A 16,530-nucleotide genomic window follows, 5' to 3' on the forward strand; every position below is an offset into this window, starting at 1 on the left:
CATAGCTAAAGTATTTGAACGGCTAAGAGAGTAACGAAGCCACTAGACCAATTCAGAATTAAGGAATTAAGGAACTTAAATGCAATAACAGAGAGTAAACGTCAGCAGTTTCGAGGAATCGTGAGGATATGAAATTTCAGATAGCAAAAAGGCCAGCATTTCTGCTGGCCTTTCAACTTTGAATAGTGGAGGCGCCTCCCGGAGTCGAACCGAGGTCCACGGATTTGCAATCCGCTGCATAGCCACTCTGCCAAGGCGCCTTCAAGTCGTGTTTTAAGAGAACGACTCTGTTGATCACTACCAAACAAGATAACAATCCAAATAGATGGTGCCCCGGGCCGGACTTGAACCGGCACAGCGCGAACGCCGAGGGATTTTAAATCCCTTGTGTCTACCAATTCCACCACCAGGGCACGCAATTCTTTATTGCGATGCCGATTACTGAAAAGTAAAACACCATCTTAATGTCAAAATGAATCAACATTACAAAATTTGGAGCGATACATCGGGTTCGAACCGATGACCTCAACCTTGGCAAGGTTGCGCTCTACCAACTGAGCTAGTATCGCTTTTTCATTCTTATCATCTCTTAACTTATCAAACTAAGAGAAAGAATGGAGGCGCCTCCCGGAGTCGAACCGAGGTCCACGGATTTGCAATCCGCTGCATAGCCACTCTGCCAAGGCGCCTTTATAGTGATTTAAGAGAACAACTCTTTGTTCATCACTCTACTCAAAAGTAGAAGCTAGATAGATGGTGCCCCGGGCCGGACTTGAACCGGCACAGCGCGAACGCCGAGGGATTTTAAATCCCTTGTGTCTACCAATTCCACCACCAGGGCAACGCAATCTTGCGATGCTGATTACTGAAAAGTAAAACACCATCTCTCAGCGACCTAAGTCGTGAGAACGAGGTGTACTTTAACGGATAGAAAAAATTCGTCAACAGTAAATTTTATCTTTCAATTCAAGTGATTAATTATCGAACTTTAAAGGTTGAAATTACTACAGATTGCACAAACAGCACACACAACACCCTACATACACTGCCTAATTCGACTTCAGATTATCTATTGGACTTAACTATAGCTAACGAATTCAAACAAAAAGCCAATCGACCGACTGACCTTTGTGAGAAGTGATAGTTGAATGCTAAACCAAACTTAATAATTTTCTGTTAAGAATTGATATGGAGGCTTAGGCACTATTGCTTTTATAACTGCCGAAATCTCTACTAACTAGAAACTCCCTAGCTTTAGAAGCGCTAATCACATCGCCGTTTGTTGATATGAGCTTAATAATTTCAACTTCAATATCGTACTCAGGGGGTAATCCCCGCATTTTTCCATTGTACTGTTGAGTAATTGGAAATTGGGTTCATTCCCATAAAATATTTTTAGTATTGAGCGCTTGAGTTATGTACTCACACAAACACCAGGCTTCCATTGAACCGTCTGCGTTTGTCTCTATTGAAGATCAAACGTTGCCTACCGAATAACCATTCAATAGCTAGATTTGAACGAACTCTCAAATTCAGCCACTTTATAAAAAACATGTAGCACATTAGAAATTTTCTGATATATTCACCGCCCCAATGATAATAGTTATCATTAAGATTAGTAGGGAGTATCAGGGAATGACCGTAGCGAGAAACAACACCTCACACAGCGTTGATCAAATGTACCAAGAGCATCACAGCTGGTTATCGGTGTTTATTAAACGACGCTTGGGATGCCCTGATACAACGGCTGATCTGGTTCAAGATACTTACCTACGCCTGTTAACCAGAGGTAAGCTGCCTGAATACAAAGATTCAAGAAAGTACCTAACCCATATCGCTAAAGGGTTAGTGATTGATCTTTATCGAAAGCGTCGTGTAGAAAGTGCGTATTTAGAACTCATTGAGCAAGAGCCTACTCTCGTCGCGAGTTCACCTGAAGACCAGAATATAGTAGTTGAGGCACTAGTAGAGATCGATAACCTACTCCACAAACTTCCAATCAAAGCTCGCCAAGCACTACTCATGAGGCAGCTCGAGGGCAAGAGTTACAAAGAGATCGCATTTGAGCTTAAAGTCTCAATATCATCGGTTGAAAAGTACGTAGCTACAGGCCTTCAAGGCTGCATGTTAGCCATGCTTAACGAGGGTTAAGATGCAGCAATTACCACCTGAAACCATAGAGCAAGCATCGGTTTGGATGGCACGTCTTTGGGCTGATGATGCCACGCAACAAGATCATAACTCGTTCGAGTGTTGGCGACTTGCCCACCCAAATAACGCCTTGGCATGGCAAAAATTAGAACTGCTACAAAGTAAGTTTTGTGCCATTCCTCAAGGCAAAATCAGTAAGCAGGTCTTGACGCGTAAACCACCGATAGTCAGCCGCCGCGAATTCTTATCCATAAGCACGCTTTCATTTGTCGCATTAGGTTCAGGCATGGCGATTTACAGACCAACGCCAACAGGCACCGAATACTCCACCGCGACTGGCGAAATTCGTTCAATGACACTGTTCGATGGCACGCAATTAGCGATCAACACCGATTCCAAATTGTTTGTCAATTTTGATAATCATCAGCGTGATATTCATATCGAACGCGGCGAAGTCATGATCACCAACACACATCACCGCAGCCCATTAACAGTTTCTACTTCGCAAGGTTTAGTATTGCCCATCGGAACCCAATTCAGTATCCGCGAGCACTCCGATACCACTCAAGTCTCTGTCTATGAAGGTGAAGTCGAAATTCAACCTATGCTTGGGATGGGGAAACCGCATCTTTTTGCAGGGCAAACTGCACACTTCAATCGCCGCACAGTATCGCAGCCAAACCAGACCCAAGATTCAGACATACTTTGGCTGGAGCATAAAATTATGGCGGAAGCGATACAGCTCAAAACCTTCATCAACGAATTAGGGCGTTATCGACGCGGCATCATCAACGTCGATGCCAGTGCCGCAGCACTCAAACTTACCGGTGTGTTCTCGACCAAAGATATTGATAAAACCTTACACAATATCAGCCAGATACTACCTGTAAGAATCCATTACCGTACCCCTCTTTGGGTCACCATCACAGCCAAATTAAATTTTATTACGGATTTCTGATTCTTGTTCGGTGTATCTGACAGTCAGTTAGAAATCCCGATAAGGAAATTACGGTGCCAAATGCCAAGCAGCGCTCGCTACTCTTCAAACTTACCACGATAAAACTCGGTGTCGTTATATTGAGTTTTCCTTTTGCTTCCAACGCTGCAGAAGACCACCAATACAATATTCCAGCAGCCACCTTAGACAGTGCTCTCAACCACTTTGCCGTAGAATCGGGTATCGAATTTTATCTAGACTCGTCACTCTCTTCAGGGCTCTATAGCCAAGGTCTAGTCGGCCAATACGACAACGAACAGGCGCTGTCTATGTTGTTGACCAATACCGGTCTGCAAGCACAAAAACAGTCTGATGGTGTTTACTTCCTCGTACCAACTACAGACTCGATGACACTCGATGCTATTCAAGTTCGAACCCATTTTGGTGACGCCTATCAAAGAGACACTGACGGTGAAATGGATGTGTACGACAAAGACGTCGCAACCGCTTATCTCGATAAAGAAGAAATCGAACGTTTCAAAGGTACCAGTGCGGCGGATCTGTTCACTGGCATCGCCAATACACACAGTGGCGAAGCACGAAATGGCGGTGGCAGTATCGACCCGAACGTACGTGGTGTACAAGGCTTTGGTCGTGTACCTGTTGTTATCGATGGTACTGAACAAGGTATTTCAGTGTATAACGGCTATCGTGGTTCATCGAACAGAAACTACATTGACCCTAACCTCATCGGCAGTATGACTGTTTATCAAGGTGCTCAATTAAACTCAGAAATCAATACCTCAACCGGTGGTGCAGTTAAAGTGACGACATTGCAACCCCAAGATATCGTTGAAGAAGGTGAACAATTTGGTATTGAGTTAGTCGCCGAAAGCAGCAGTAACTCAATCGAGCCAAACAAAGCGCGACTGCATACCGGAAAACGTTGGCAAGATGTCCCAGCTTATGCCGAGTTAGGTGGTGTTCCACTGTACGACGACCCAGAAGTTCGCTTCCAAACCAGAGACAAAAAAACAGATAATCCCTTCAATGGAGAGGACGTTGCCTACCGCCTCGCACTCGCCGGAATCGAACCAAAGTTTGACTGGCTAGCCGCATACGCATACCGAAATCGAGGCAACTACTACTCAGGTACCAGTAAAGCTGACTTCTACTCGAAACCATTTGATAATGACTCGAGTGACCAAGTCGCGGGGCGAAATCCACTCTTAAGACCTGAACACATGGCATTGGTCCATTACCCTGGCCACGAAGTACCCAACACATCTGCTGAAATGGAATCAGCACTGTTAAAAGGTACAATCAATTTCAGTGATTACTACAAATTGCACGCCAGTATCCGATACACGGAAAGCACTCATGGTGAGATATTGGCGAGTCGTTCAGACTACCGAAATTCTGATGGACTCGCTCAGTGGCCGCTTGCCAACGCAAAAATGCAAGCCTACACCCTGAAATTTCGAGCGAACCCTGAACACGATTTGCTAAACCTAAGCACCAACTTATGGCTTACAAAAACAGATTCTCGCAGCAATACTGGTTATGGCTTCCCTAACTTCGTGAACTACAAAAGCGATACGCCAGATATCATCATTAACACGTCAGTCGTTAACCGTGATGAGCAAAGGTACGGATTCGATTTCAATAACAAGATGCTACTGACAGACTCTATTGATATGACATTGTCCGGCAGTTACATGATGCACGAATTGAACCCTAAAGAGGGACTAGCCAACCTTGTCGACGTCTATGGTGGTGCAGTCCGTGCCGGTGAAAGAGAAGAATACAACGGCGCAGTAAAGATTGAATGGCGACCACATGAATCCATAGTGTTAGATTCTGGTGTCCGTTACATCTCTTACAATGCGACAGATTACTATATAGAACATCAAGTAAACTCTGGCGACATTAGTCCTCTGAAAGAGTACAAGAAAGACGGCTACCAATTAACTTATCAAACGCTAGAGGCCTATGCGCCTGAAGAGATCGCGCAAAATGTAGCAAACGCAGAGCATGAGGTGAGAGTCAATTTCACACAACAAAACCTCAATACTGAGATAGATAGATTGCAAAACTTGATCGTTATGTTCCCTGATCAAGCTAGTGACTACCAAAGTCAGCTAGACGCACGACAATCAGAACTCGCTAATTTCGATGCTATATTGCAACAAAAGTTACAAACCGGAACCGAATCGGCGAAAAATAAAACCACTTTCATCGAGCACCACGCATCCAGTTGGTTAACCAATAACGGCAACGAACTCGATCTGGCAAACAATGCTTGTCGTATCGCAATGCAACAAGAAAACTACATCGAAGGCAGTTGTAAGGCCAAATCGCTTGAGACTTCTGAAGAATACAACACCCGATACAAGACCAGTGGTAGCGGTTGGATGCCTTCTGTCACAGCCACATGGCTAATCAGCGATAACAGCCGAATTTACACCCGTTACGCTGAGACTTTACGTTTCCCAAGCCTATTTGAAAGTACCAGTGGGTTCAGTAGCAACCCTGTCGCAAGTGCTCCTCTACAACCTGAGCGCGCCAAACTGTACGAAACGGCCTACATTCATTACTTCGACAATGCGAGCTTTAAGCTGACCTATTTTGATCAAACCATTGACGATGTGATGGACAGAGATCGCGACAGTTATAACTTCACCAACCTAGACAGCCAACGAACTAGCGGTATTGAGATCAACGGGCAGTTTGATAACAGCGATTATTTTGCTGATGCCTCAATTGCTTACAATTTCCGAAACGAAGTTTGTGACAGAAACTCAGCCGCCCAAGGTTATATAAAAGATGTGATTCTAGGAAATACCCCATCCGAAGAAACTTGTGTCCGTGGCGGATTTTCAGAAGGAAGCTTTCTTGCGGCCCATGCAGCACCTGAATATACAGGCAGTATTTTGCTAGGCACTCGTTTCTTTGATACCGACTTAGAAACAGGCGTACGTACAAACTATGTTTCCGCGAGTCACGAAGATGAGCTCATAAAAAGAACAGAGGTCATTACTTATGATGCCTACGTTAAATATGCATTCACTAAGAAACTGAGTGCTGAACTGATTGGTAATAATCTATCTGATGTTTATTACTTAGATACAGGCTCGGTATCCGGTATGCCCGCTCCGGGCCGAACATTAACCTTCAAATTAAGTGGTAAGTTTTAATAACAAGACCACCGACATAGCCTTTCAGACTCGTTCGGAATCAAACGTATTGATCAAAACCATAATAAAACGCCTTTCGGGCGTTTTTCTTTACGGGTTTCTCATCTTGATTCGGTATACCCAATGAAATTGACATTTGCATGGCTGATTTTAAACAGCTTTGCCACTCATGATTAGGAAAAATACATGACTTCAAAACTAAAATGGACCTTACTTGCTGCCGCTATGCCAGCGCTTATCGCTTGCGGTAGTGGGAGCAGCGACAGCAGTTCAGATTCTTCAAACAACGCAACTGTCGAAAAATCCTATGCCAAATTAGGCAAGCGCGTCCGCTTAGATGCAACCCAAGGTTTAGATACCTACAACGAAAACATAACATTCGAATGGAAGCTAACAAGCAAGCCTGATGGCAGTAACGTTACACTCAACGCTAACAAGGCCATTGCACCTTATTTCACTCCAGATATCGTTGGCAATTATACATTTGAATTAGAAAGTGCAATATCAGGCACTTCAAATACAACAAAGCAAACCTTTGAAGTCACTGACGCATCACAAAACGTCGCACCAACCATCGATATTACGACACCGCCAAATGTTGCTCTAACCAAATCTATCGAAATTCCGTCTAACGCCGTCGACCTTGATGGCGATGTTTTAACTTATCAATGGGCGCTTTTATCAACACCGGATAATGCGACGATGAAACTCACGGGCAGCGGAACATCAACAGCAATACTACTGTCTAACACAGCCGGTGACTATAAACTGAAATTAACAGTGAGTGACGGTTACGAGAGCGTTAGCCAAGAAGTTACTGTGTCTTATTCAGCAGATAACGTTGCTCCAGTCGCTAATGCGGGTGGCGTAAAGTCTTTAGAGATTAGAGAAACGGCAACCTTAGATGGCAGCGGCAGTTATGACGGTAATGAAGATGCGATTACGTACACGTGGAAACTACTTTCTAAACCGGAAAACAGTACGGCTGAACTGTCAGACTCAGCAGTCGCGAAAACAGATTTCACACCAGACCAAGTAGGTGATTACCTCTTCTCGCTTAGTGTAAATGACGGTGAATTCACCAGCGAAGCCGATACGGTTCGTTTGAGCGCGAGTGCCGCAGGCAGCAGCGAAATCATCTTTACCTTTGGGGATGAAAAAACAGTACATGCCCTACCTTACACACCGACGCCGATTACCCTAGATAAAACCATCCTAGGTGATGTACCCGAATATGTAGAATTGGCTACGTACACACTAGAGGCGGTTGGTAAGGACTACACAATTAGTGAAATTACTGAGATGGACTTCAGAGGTGAAGATTATGCACCGAAAATGACAGGGATAGAACTCAACCAAGTCCTACATGCAGGGGATGTGGCTTACGTGAAAATGTGGGCAAAACCGACGACGGGCACGCGAACCAACGTCATATATTCGTTCATCCTTGATAGTGATTTCACAAAATACATGGGGGTCGCGTACGACCTAAGCGCTGAGGCGAACTAAGTCCACTATTTTCCAAACCCAATGCACTATTTTCCAAACCGAAAGCACTAGCTTCCAAACTAAAAGTACGAAAAGCGCGATAATTCGCGCTTTTTTTATTTTTCGATTACGGTTTTCTCATTCTCAATCGGTATAGAAAAGAAAGGCAAAAAACGATGACTTAACATTCTAATCTCGACGGTGTATTGCAATGCATGGCTATACTTACAAGTTTCCAATAATTCTTTCTTTCGCTTTCATTACGGCCTGTAATGGAAGCGCTTCTGATTCATCGCCGACAAGCGACCCGAATAATCAAACTCCGATCGCTATCGCTGGCATCAATCAACAAGTTAAGGTTAATCAAGTCGTCCACTTAGACGGTACTCACAGTGTTGATTATGACAACGACCTCATCTCTTATTCTTGGTCATTCTCAGAAAAACCCGCAGGAAGCGAAGCACAACTTTCCAGTTTGGCGGCCATCAAACCGACTTTCATTGCGGATCAAATTGGTACGTATTATCTCTCGTTGGTGGTCAACGATGGCCAAGTGAACAGCCGTCCAAATCAAGTAAAAATAGTGGCTAAACCCGACCAAGACAACTCGCCACCGGTGGTCTCTCTTACCCCAACGTACAGCGCTTCCCTGTCTCAATCGGTCACACTTTTTGATACATCCATGGATACTGACGGCGATGAACTGTACCGTCAATGGCAAATTATCAACCAGCCAGACGGGAGTCAGCCGAGCCTGAGTAAATATGAGGGCAAATACCCCGACTTAACCGCTGATGTCGTGGGCGACTTTGTGGTGGAATTAACCGTCACCGATGGTTTCTTATCGACCAAGGCAACCACGACTGTGACCTTTAATGAAAACCATCAGAACCGACCTCCAACTGCTAATAATAGCCAAGCCATGTTGGCCATTGAAGGTATGACGGTTTCTTTAACTGCTAGTGAAAGTTATGACCCAGACGGCGATCCCCTCACCTTTAATTGGTATTTTGTGTCAAAACCGCAAGGGAGCAATGCAACTATTGCTAACCCTAGTGGCGAAACCACAAGCTTTATTGCCGATGTGAGCGGGCAATTTGCTGTCAGTGTCGAAGTAAGTGACGGCGAGTTCACCGATTTACCCGGCAGACCTACATACGTGCGCGTTGCTTCGTTAAATGGTCCGCACGCAAAAGTTTTTCTTAGAAACGAAACCGACCCGTTACTTCTACCTTTTAATGACGAGAAGAGCATAGATTTAACCGGTGATACTGGACAAGTGCCTGAATACTATGGATTAGGATCCTATACGTTTGAAGCCGTCGAAAAAGACATCACTCTTACTGTCAGCTCTTTGACTGACCTTAAAGGCATCGTACAGCCCATCATAAAAACCCCTTTTGGTGAACTCGCTAAGTCTGATGTTTATGTGATTCCGGCAGGTACCCGTGAAACCCTAACTTTGTATTCACCTCCAACCCAGAGCAAACCCACTCGCGTGATTTTCGAATTTGCTTGGAGTTTAAATGGGCCAAATGACTTTACGCTGATAGAGCGCGTCGGTGGTACCTACGATTTCATTAGCCGATAAAATTTTATTAACAAATTCGATTCTCTATTACGGTTTTCTCTTTCTTAAACGGTGTAATAGTTGAAAGCAAGCACGACATCTGTCGCGCGCACCGGATGTTGGGTTTGCTTTTTTACTTACCATACTCAATTTAAAAGGAATCAAAATGAAACCAGTTCAACTTTCATGGATCGCGGCAGCAATGATTGGCCTTAGCCCACTTGTACAAGCAGGTTTTGATGGCGCGATTAGCGACGACTCTCTACGTCAGGTGGGTGAATCTGAAGTTTACGTCCCACTGTTTCACGCAAAAGGTAAAGCCGGCATTGGCAGCTCAACAGGTAAGCGCGTCGATTTCGATGGACTAGCAGGTAATATCTTCAGTAGTAAAGAGCGAAATAATGTACATACTTCTGGCAGTAAGCACTTTAGTTCATCATTTTACAACTTTGCGCAAGCGGCTAACCAAGACGTTTGGTTTGGCGAGTGGTATGAAGGAAGACAAGATGAAGAATTCAACAACCGTACTGTTTACTATGTAGGCGACAATACTGGTACCACTGTGCCTACTTCAGGTACCGCGACGTACAACATTACTGGTATTAACCACTTTAGCGGTAGTAACCAACTTGCAGGCACGTTTACTGCTGATTTCGCTCAACAAACTCTAACAGGCGACATTGCTAATGCGTCTCTATCTATCAATGTGGATAGCACAATTGATGCAGCAAGCGCTTCGTTCAATGGTACGGCAACAGCTAACCAAGCAGGAGTGACAACTCAAGGTATTTCTCAAGGTCACTTCTTTGGCGCAGATGCAGCAACACTTGCTGGTATTGCGACTTTTGCTGGCAACTCTGATCTTGATACTGCATTCGGCGGTGCAAAACAGTAATCACCTTCAATGGCTAAGAAGCAGCTTCGGCTGCTTCTTTTTAATGAGCACCACATGAACTCCAACACCACTCCACTTATACGTTGCCTACTATTATCTTGCGTCTTTTCTTCACCTCTTTCTTGGTCTCAAGACACGGATACGCAGTTTCGTATTGAACAACGAGACGCCCTGTCGGCTCAAAACAAAGAACAAGCAATACTTGAAGAAGAGAACCAGCGCGAAGCTAACTCCCCAAAACCAGCCCAAACTGGATATGAGATCGACACAAATGATGTGAATCAAGTCGCAAAAGCTCTTCATCTTGCTGTTCGTTATCGTCAATGGGTGCAAGCTAGCCAGTTACTGGAAATCTATCGACAGTTTGAACAGCCTGACCTACTGTTACTGAAATATGCTGACGGCGCAATTTCTCGAGCTAAAGGTGATCTGGAACACGCCCAACTCGCATTCGAACACGCATTAGCTTTACAACCCAATTTTATGCCCGCGCAGTTAGAGCTCGCACGAGTCTTGTTTGAAAGTAACCAAAACCGAGATGCGCTTAATCTGTTCAATCAAATCAAATCAAAAATACCCTCACAAAATCCGAGAGCTGCTGGCGTGATTCGAACCATCGACAGCTTTACCCAAGCGCTTATTGCTCGCGACAGCTGGAACGGGTCTGTGGCGATTGGCGGTTCTTTTAATGATAACTTAAACAGCTCTTCTGAATCCTATACTTGCCTAGTGACATCCAACACAGGCCAGTGTCTCTTTGACCGTGTTACGCCTAAAAAAGAAAAAGCATATGGGATCGATTTTGAGGCGAGTATCAATAAACGTTTATCTTTGTCTCGACACCACGGTATTCATTTACAAGGCCTAACTTATGGCACTAACTACGGGAACAACAGTGATTACAATGAACATACTTCTCGAATCAGCTTCGGATACAGTTTTCATTATCGCCTCAACAAAGTATCAATCGGCCCCTCTTTTGAACTAAGTCGTTACGCGAACAGCTCTGTTTATTTCAGCTCAGGCATTAAGTTAGACTGGCTTAGAACAACCAGCCAAAGCAGTGCCCTTAAATTCGAGTTCAAAGCCGACTACCAAGACTACATCCCAAGTGTACTCAGCTATCAAACAGACTGGCAGCTGGCTTCGTATCTTACTTATTGGTACCAATTTAATCATGACCTATTGTTATTCGGTGGCATAGACTGGACAGGTAAGCAGAACAAAGAACAAGTCCATGCTTACGAGCTTTATGGCGGTAAAATTGGCTTAAATTCCGATGTAATTCCTTGGGTTGATCTGACACTTTTTGGATCGTTTAGACATCGTGACTACCAAGGCTTCAATAGCATTCTAAGCGAAACGCGCAGAGATCAAGAGCAAAACTACGCACTCTCTGCTGCGCTAAAAGATATCAAGTTATTCGGTGTTACCCCTTCATTGGTTTGGAATCATAAAAGAATAAAAAGCAATGTTGATTGGCTCTACACCTACCAGCAAAATGAGATCACTATCAAGTTCACTAGGCGTTTTTAAAATAACTAAAATTTCTTTACGGTTTTTTTAATTTCATTCGGTATAGGTAGCGACAACGTGGAAATTTATTCCACCAGCCTAATTCAATCCCTAGTGAGTGATACCTAATGACAACGCTTTTTTTTCGTATCGCGTCAGTGTTTTTAATGCTGACGTTTTCCCATTATTCTTTGAGTGATACGTCGATTCAACCTATCTCCGATACTGTGGTCTCAAACCAACAGATTGCCCCACCTTCAAATCCATTGATCACCCACGATCTTTCGCCGATGGGAATGTACCATGCTGCGGATTGGGTGGTTAAGTCGGTTATGATCGCTTTATTAGTCGCCTCCATTTTGAGCTGGGCAGTCTTCATTACTAAGCAGATACAGCTCGTTCTTGCTACGAAAAGAACTAAGCAACTATTAGCAACCTTAGTGACCGCAGACACTCTTCAGCATGCGGAATCCGCTCTTACACTACAAACAGGGCAAGAAGTCTCCGTGGTGACCGCTGCACAGCACGAAATCTATATGTCCGGTCAAGGCCCTGCGACTCATAACGGCATTAAAGAACGCGTTCAATTAAGACTTGAGCGAGTGCAAGCGGAGTTAACCCGAGACATGACGTCACTAACCGGCATTTTGGCAACCATAGGTTCAGTTAGCCCATTCGTCGGCCTATTTGGTACAGTTTGGGGAATTATGAATGCGTTTATCGGCATCGCGAAAGCCAAAAGTACGACGCTTGTGGTTGTGGCTCCTGGTATAGCTGAAGCACTACTCGCAACAGCGATCGGTTTGGTTGCCGCTATCCCTGCGGTGATGATGTATAACTATTTTTCTCGCCGTATTGGACACTACAAAGCACTCCTAACAGACGTTTCTGTTGCGACCATGGTACTTGTTAGCCGAGATTGTGACCGCGATAATAACGAAGAGACACCATCACAATTAAAGCAGGTGGTGTGATATGGGATTTCAAACATCTTCAGACAGCGATGAACTGGTCGAGAACCACGATATCAATGTGACGCCTTTGGTTGATGTTATGCTCGTTCTACTCATCATTGTGATGGTAGCAGCACCATTGGCTACCGTTAATGTGCCCGTCGATCTTCCTTCATCTTCTGCTGAAGCCACACCGTTACCTGATAAACCTTTGTTTCTTACCATTGGTAAGGGGTTAGAGCTAACATTAGGTGAGGATAAAACTTCAACGTTAGAACAGCTATCATATGATCTTCCACTACTTATAGAGGACCAAAATCAGAGGATTTATCTAAGAGGTGACAAAAGCATTACGTATGACGAACTCATGAAAGTCATGAACACACTTATACGCGCCGGATACAGCCAGATTGCGCTCGTTGGTTTAGAAGCGCCGCAGGGGTAATAAGCATGAGTATTTTTGCCACCTTAAGTATCAGATCACGTAAGCCTCGTCGACGTTGGTTTGTCGTCGGTTTTACATTGAGTGTTGCCCTTCACTTATCTGCACTTGTTTACTACCTCTGGACACCTGAGTACGATTTTGCTCCGCCTCCGCAAGCAGCACCCATTACGGTTACAATTGTTGCTCCTCTCGCGATGGCAAAAATACAAGTAGAAGATACGGAGATAGGCGAAAATCAACCTGAGATTGTTCAAGAACAGATGCTCCAAGCTGCAACAATTGAGGAGATACAGCCGCTCGTCAAACCAACACCTGTGAAAGAGCAGCCAAAGTTTGTTGAGGTTGAGAAAGCAAACGCGCTTTCATCAGTAATAAACCAAGAGGCTAAGCCGGAAAAAGAGACGAAAAATAAGCCCGAGGAGCCAAAACAGATTGCTAAAACGCCTGTACCACCTAAAAGTCGTCCAGAGCCTCCCGTTGTCAAAGAGACAAAACCTAAAGTCACCCCCGATCCCCAAAAGGCGGTTGTGAAACCAGTCCCGATGGAGAAACCGCGTCCAATCAGTGATGATCTCAAAGACCAACAACAAGTCGTGCAAACGGCAAACTCTCAACCTAATTTAATAGCTGAAAATAGCCAGCAGCAAGCGAGTGCGCTTCGGGTTGGGCAACTTTCTGAAGCGGGGAAAGCGGCCAAAATTAATTGGCAGCAAGCACTTCATGCACACCTTGAGCGAGAAAAGCGTTACCCCAGAAAAGCAAAGCGCATGAAGAAGAAAGGCATGCCTGTTATCAAATTTACAATGGATCGCCAAGGTAATGTGATTGACGTTGTGTTGCTTAAAAGTTCGGGGACACTTTCGTTAGACAACGAAGCTGTCGACCTTGTTTACCGCGCTCAACCATTAATTAAACCCCCGACGAGCATAGCAGGTACTCGCTTAAGCCTTACGCTTCCCATCAACTTTAGCTTTTGAGGCTTATTTCGATTTCTCTATAATGAACCAAGCAAGTGGCGTTTTCATGTGTATTTCACATTCAACGACTAGAGTTTTAAGTAACTCTTATTAAGAAGTGAACATGTGAAACCACTAAAACGATATCAATATGAGCGCTATGCCGTTCTATGTAACCTCGCCTACCCTAGAGTTTTTAAACAAACTCGCTATGGTTTTGACCCCAATGGACAACGCATCATTAAGAACCAGTTTGGCAAAACCATGATTCGAGTGTTGTGGAGCAGCGACAAAGATGAAGTGGTTGTGGTTATCAAAGGATCGCACAGTATCTCAGATTGGTTGCTGACCTTTGCTCTATGGACAAGAAGTTGCAAAAGAATTGGGCTCGATTACCGTGTACATGCGGGCTTCTACCATCTGATGTTTCAAGAAAGTCAGCCAAGTCGTAATGAAGATAAGCTTGGCTTAACCGTTATTGAACGCTTGGAAGCCACGCTCACTCCTCTAATAGAACAAGGCAAAAGAGTTTCTATTACTGGTCACTCTTCCGGAGGCTCTATTGGTTGTGTCTTTGCCGATTACTTTGATCAAAAATATCCAGGCTGTATCAAGCGTATAGTGACCTTTGGCCAACCCGCCATTGGTGACTGGAGTTTTCGAAAGCACTATCGCTTAGGTAAGAAGACCTACCGAATCTGCTGTGACATCGACATCGTGACCTTCATGCCACCCGTACCGTTACTCTATTGGCACGTAGGCAAAGTGTTATGGCTTTATAACGGGCGCATCTACGAAAACACACCGACATTAATCCGCCTTGGTCGCTCTATCTTTAGTTGGCTGATAAGACCTTTCTCTTACCACTTAATGAGCAAGTATATTCGCAACAAAGATTTCTTTGATAAGCATTGAACATATCTGCCATCCAAGAAAGAAAGAGCACAGACTTATTACAGACTATGCTCTTTTGTTTTCTAACCTATATCTATAGCGCTTTTGATATTAAAGCTTGAATCTTGACGGCTCTTTCTTCAAATCGCTGGCTATATCAGTGCAACAACTTAATTGGTTCAATTGTGAAAATTAGTAGAAGCAACCTGAGTTATCATCCCACTCTCTACTTGAATGACATCACGAATTGGAGCCAAAGCTTCTCAAGCCCTTAAATCGTAAACGTGCCAGATCATATCAGGAGATAAATACTCTATTAGATATAGGAATAATTAAGCTTGAGTAGGTTTCAATGCCCAAAACATCATTGTCGTTACGTGAGGTATCTTAAGATGTGCGAAATCAAATTGGTCGTATAGATACGTAGGTGCCATATCTTTAGCTAAGTTAGTCTGGCCATCAATAAATACCAACTGGTCTTCCACTTTCTCTGCGTAAATATAGTGGCTATTGTCACGAATTAGATCTTCTTCAAGACCAATTGCTACTACAAAGCGGGTGCCATTTGGGTATTCATTCATCTCGCTCCAAGATTGAGATTCCTTCACTTTAGTTTGATCTAAAGAGCGCCATTAACTTCCATTCGGTGTCGCGAGTTCGAATTGCATGTCCTCCGCTTTTACAGACAGATAATTCGATATACCAACGAGTTGCTTTTCAACGGTTGGTGCATTGTGTCCCCAAAAATGATCCTCAGGATTAAGCATTATTGCTTCTGCATCCTCAGAAACTGAAGCTGTAGTTTGGCGTAGCACCAACCCTGTTGCGTTCAACGAACAGTTAGATAGCAGACGACTTTCATTACCCGTTAACAACGCGACGTTAATGATCTCTCCAACCTCACCGCTAATTTTACTAACCGCGGGCTCAAGATGACCGTTTTGAGAAATGAACGCACCATTTTGGTGCTCCACTGCACTCTTTATGGTAGGAATGCGGTCGTCATCAATATCGTTCGATGTGATTGCGAATGCAGCTGGTGCCAGTGTACAAGTGGCCAAAGTCAGTAATGTATTTTTGAACATGAGTAGCTCCTTCGTATGAGTAATTGGGTTGATGCACGAGTCAGACCAAAAAATCGATACTTACAGAATCTAATTGTAACTATATATTATTGAATTTACTGGGTTTATACGATAAAGATGAACATTAAAAATCCAAATACTTGTATTGATATTTAGTGCTTGTTTAGAGAAAAGAGAAAAGCTAAATATAGGGGCTGTATTTAAATAGAAACGACGAACCCATAAGCGACGGGACGGACAAGCCACTGGTCAATGGAGTGTATAACATCAATGTGGGAGTAGTCTTTCGCTTCAATATAGAAGCTATGGCAGCAACGATTGTGAAAAGCGCTCAAGACAGCATTGTGAGATCTTATAGAGTGATTTATAGGATCTTGAAGAGAAAGTATTTCCCAATTCTAGATAGTAAAAAGGCCAGCATTTCTGCTGGCCTTTCAACTTTGA

Annotated in this window: 13 protein-coding genes, 5 tRNA genes and 1 pseudogene; 11 read left to right on the plus strand and 8 right to left on the minus strand. The window is 44.0% G+C overall.

Annotation, left to right across the window (positions count from 1 at the left end):
• Window positions 1-186: 186 nt before the first annotated feature.
• From ITG09_18420 to ITG09_18445, 6 genes and pseudogenes are all read right to left on the minus strand, one after another.
• Window positions 187-260: transfer RNA gene (locus ITG09_18420), tRNA-Cys, on the minus strand.
• Window positions 261-326: 66 nt separating this feature from the next.
• Window positions 327-413 (minus strand) — tRNA-Leu (locus tag ITG09_18425).
• Window positions 414-493: 80 nt separating this feature from the next.
• Window positions 494-569: transfer RNA gene (locus ITG09_18430), tRNA-Gly, on the minus strand.
• Window positions 570-615: 46 nt separating this feature from the next.
• Window positions 616-689: transfer RNA gene (locus ITG09_18435), tRNA-Cys, on the minus strand.
• 65 nt (window positions 690-754) lie between these two features.
• A tRNA-Leu gene (locus ITG09_18440) sits at window positions 755-841 on the minus strand.
• A 321-nt stretch (window positions 842-1,162) separates the two neighbouring features.
• A pseudogene (locus ITG09_18445) lies at window positions 1,163-1,445 on the minus strand (hypothetical protein).
• A 190-nt stretch (window positions 1,446-1,635) separates the two neighbouring features.
• Between ITG09_18445 and ITG09_18450 the strand changes: the two are divergent.
• From ITG09_18450 to ITG09_18500, 11 genes are all read left to right on the plus strand, one after another.
• Complete coding sequence (locus ITG09_18450; protein UPR54920.1) at window positions 1,636-2,151, plus strand: sigma-70 family RNA polymerase sigma factor; 516 nt, start codon at window positions 1,636-1,638, stop codon at window positions 2,149-2,151.
• A 1-nt stretch (window position 2,152) separates the two neighbouring features.
• Window positions 2,153-3,109: a FecR domain-containing protein gene (locus ITG09_18455; protein ID UPR54921.1), complete on the plus strand. Its 957-nt coding sequence runs from the start codon at window positions 2,153-2,155 to the stop codon at window positions 3,107-3,109.
• A gap of 53 nt (window positions 3,110-3,162) precedes the next feature.
• Window positions 3,163-6,285, plus strand: coding sequence for a TonB-dependent receptor (locus tag ITG09_18460; protein UPR54922.1), 3,123 nt, complete (start codon window positions 3,163-3,165; stop codon window positions 6,283-6,285).
• Between the two features lie 186 nt (window positions 6,286-6,471).
• Window positions 6,472-7,794 (plus strand): PKD domain-containing protein, encoded by a 1,323-nt coding sequence (locus ITG09_18465; protein UPR54923.1) that lies wholly within the window; start codon window positions 6,472-6,474, stop codon window positions 7,792-7,794.
• 190 nt (window positions 7,795-7,984) lie between these two features.
• The gene (locus tag ITG09_18470) at window positions 7,985-9,364 is read left to right on the plus strand and encodes a PKD domain-containing protein (GenBank protein ID UPR54924.1); all 1,380 of its coding nucleotides are present in this window, start codon (window positions 7,985-7,987) and stop codon (window positions 9,362-9,364) included.
• Window positions 9,365-9,509: 145 nt separating this feature from the next.
• On the plus strand, window positions 9,510-10,238 hold the full coding sequence (locus ITG09_18475) for a transferrin-binding protein-like solute binding protein (protein ID UPR54925.1): 729 nt from the start codon (window positions 9,510-9,512) through the stop codon (window positions 10,236-10,238).
• A 54-nt stretch (window positions 10,239-10,292) separates the two neighbouring features.
• The gene (locus ITG09_18480) at window positions 10,293-11,774 is read left to right on the plus strand and encodes a DUF560 domain-containing protein (protein UPR54926.1); all 1,482 of its coding nucleotides are present in this window, start codon (window positions 10,293-10,295) and stop codon (window positions 11,772-11,774) included.
• A gap of 107 nt (window positions 11,775-11,881) precedes the next feature.
• Complete coding sequence (gene exbB / locus ITG09_18485) at window positions 11,882-12,727, plus strand: tonB-system energizer ExbB (GenBank protein ID UPR54927.1); 846 nt, start codon at window positions 11,882-11,884, stop codon at window positions 12,725-12,727.
• Between the two features lies 1 nt (window position 12,728).
• The gene (locus ITG09_18490) at window positions 12,729-13,151 is read left to right on the plus strand and encodes a biopolymer transporter ExbD (GenBank protein UPR54928.1); all 423 of its coding nucleotides are present in this window, start codon (window positions 12,729-12,731) and stop codon (window positions 13,149-13,151) included.
• A gap of 5 nt (window positions 13,152-13,156) precedes the next feature.
• The gene (locus ITG09_18495) at window positions 13,157-14,128 is read left to right on the plus strand and encodes a TonB family protein (protein UPR54929.1); all 972 of its coding nucleotides are present in this window, start codon (window positions 13,157-13,159) and stop codon (window positions 14,126-14,128) included.
• A 105-nt stretch (window positions 14,129-14,233) separates the two neighbouring features.
• Window positions 14,234-15,022: a lipase gene (locus ITG09_18500; protein ID UPR54930.1), complete on the plus strand. Its 789-nt coding sequence runs from the start codon at window positions 14,234-14,236 to the stop codon at window positions 15,020-15,022.
• Between the two features lie 311 nt (window positions 15,023-15,333).
• Here the strand turns inward: ITG09_18500 and ITG09_18505 are convergent, their stop codons facing one another.
• On the minus strand, window positions 15,334-15,582 hold the full coding sequence (locus ITG09_18505) for a hypothetical protein (protein ID UPR54931.1): 249 nt from the start codon (window positions 15,580-15,582) through the stop codon (window positions 15,334-15,336).
• Between the two features lie 51 nt (window positions 15,583-15,633).
• Window positions 15,634-16,086: a hypothetical protein gene (locus ITG09_18510; GenBank protein ID UPR54932.1), complete on the minus strand. Its 453-nt coding sequence runs from the start codon at window positions 16,084-16,086 to the stop codon at window positions 15,634-15,636.
• Window positions 16,087-16,530 lie beyond the last annotated feature (444 nt).

Source organism: Vibrio cyclitrophicus, assembly GCA_023206055.1.
GTDB classification, from domain to species: Bacteria; Pseudomonadota; Gammaproteobacteria; order Enterobacterales; family Vibrionaceae; genus Vibrio; species Vibrio cyclitrophicus_A.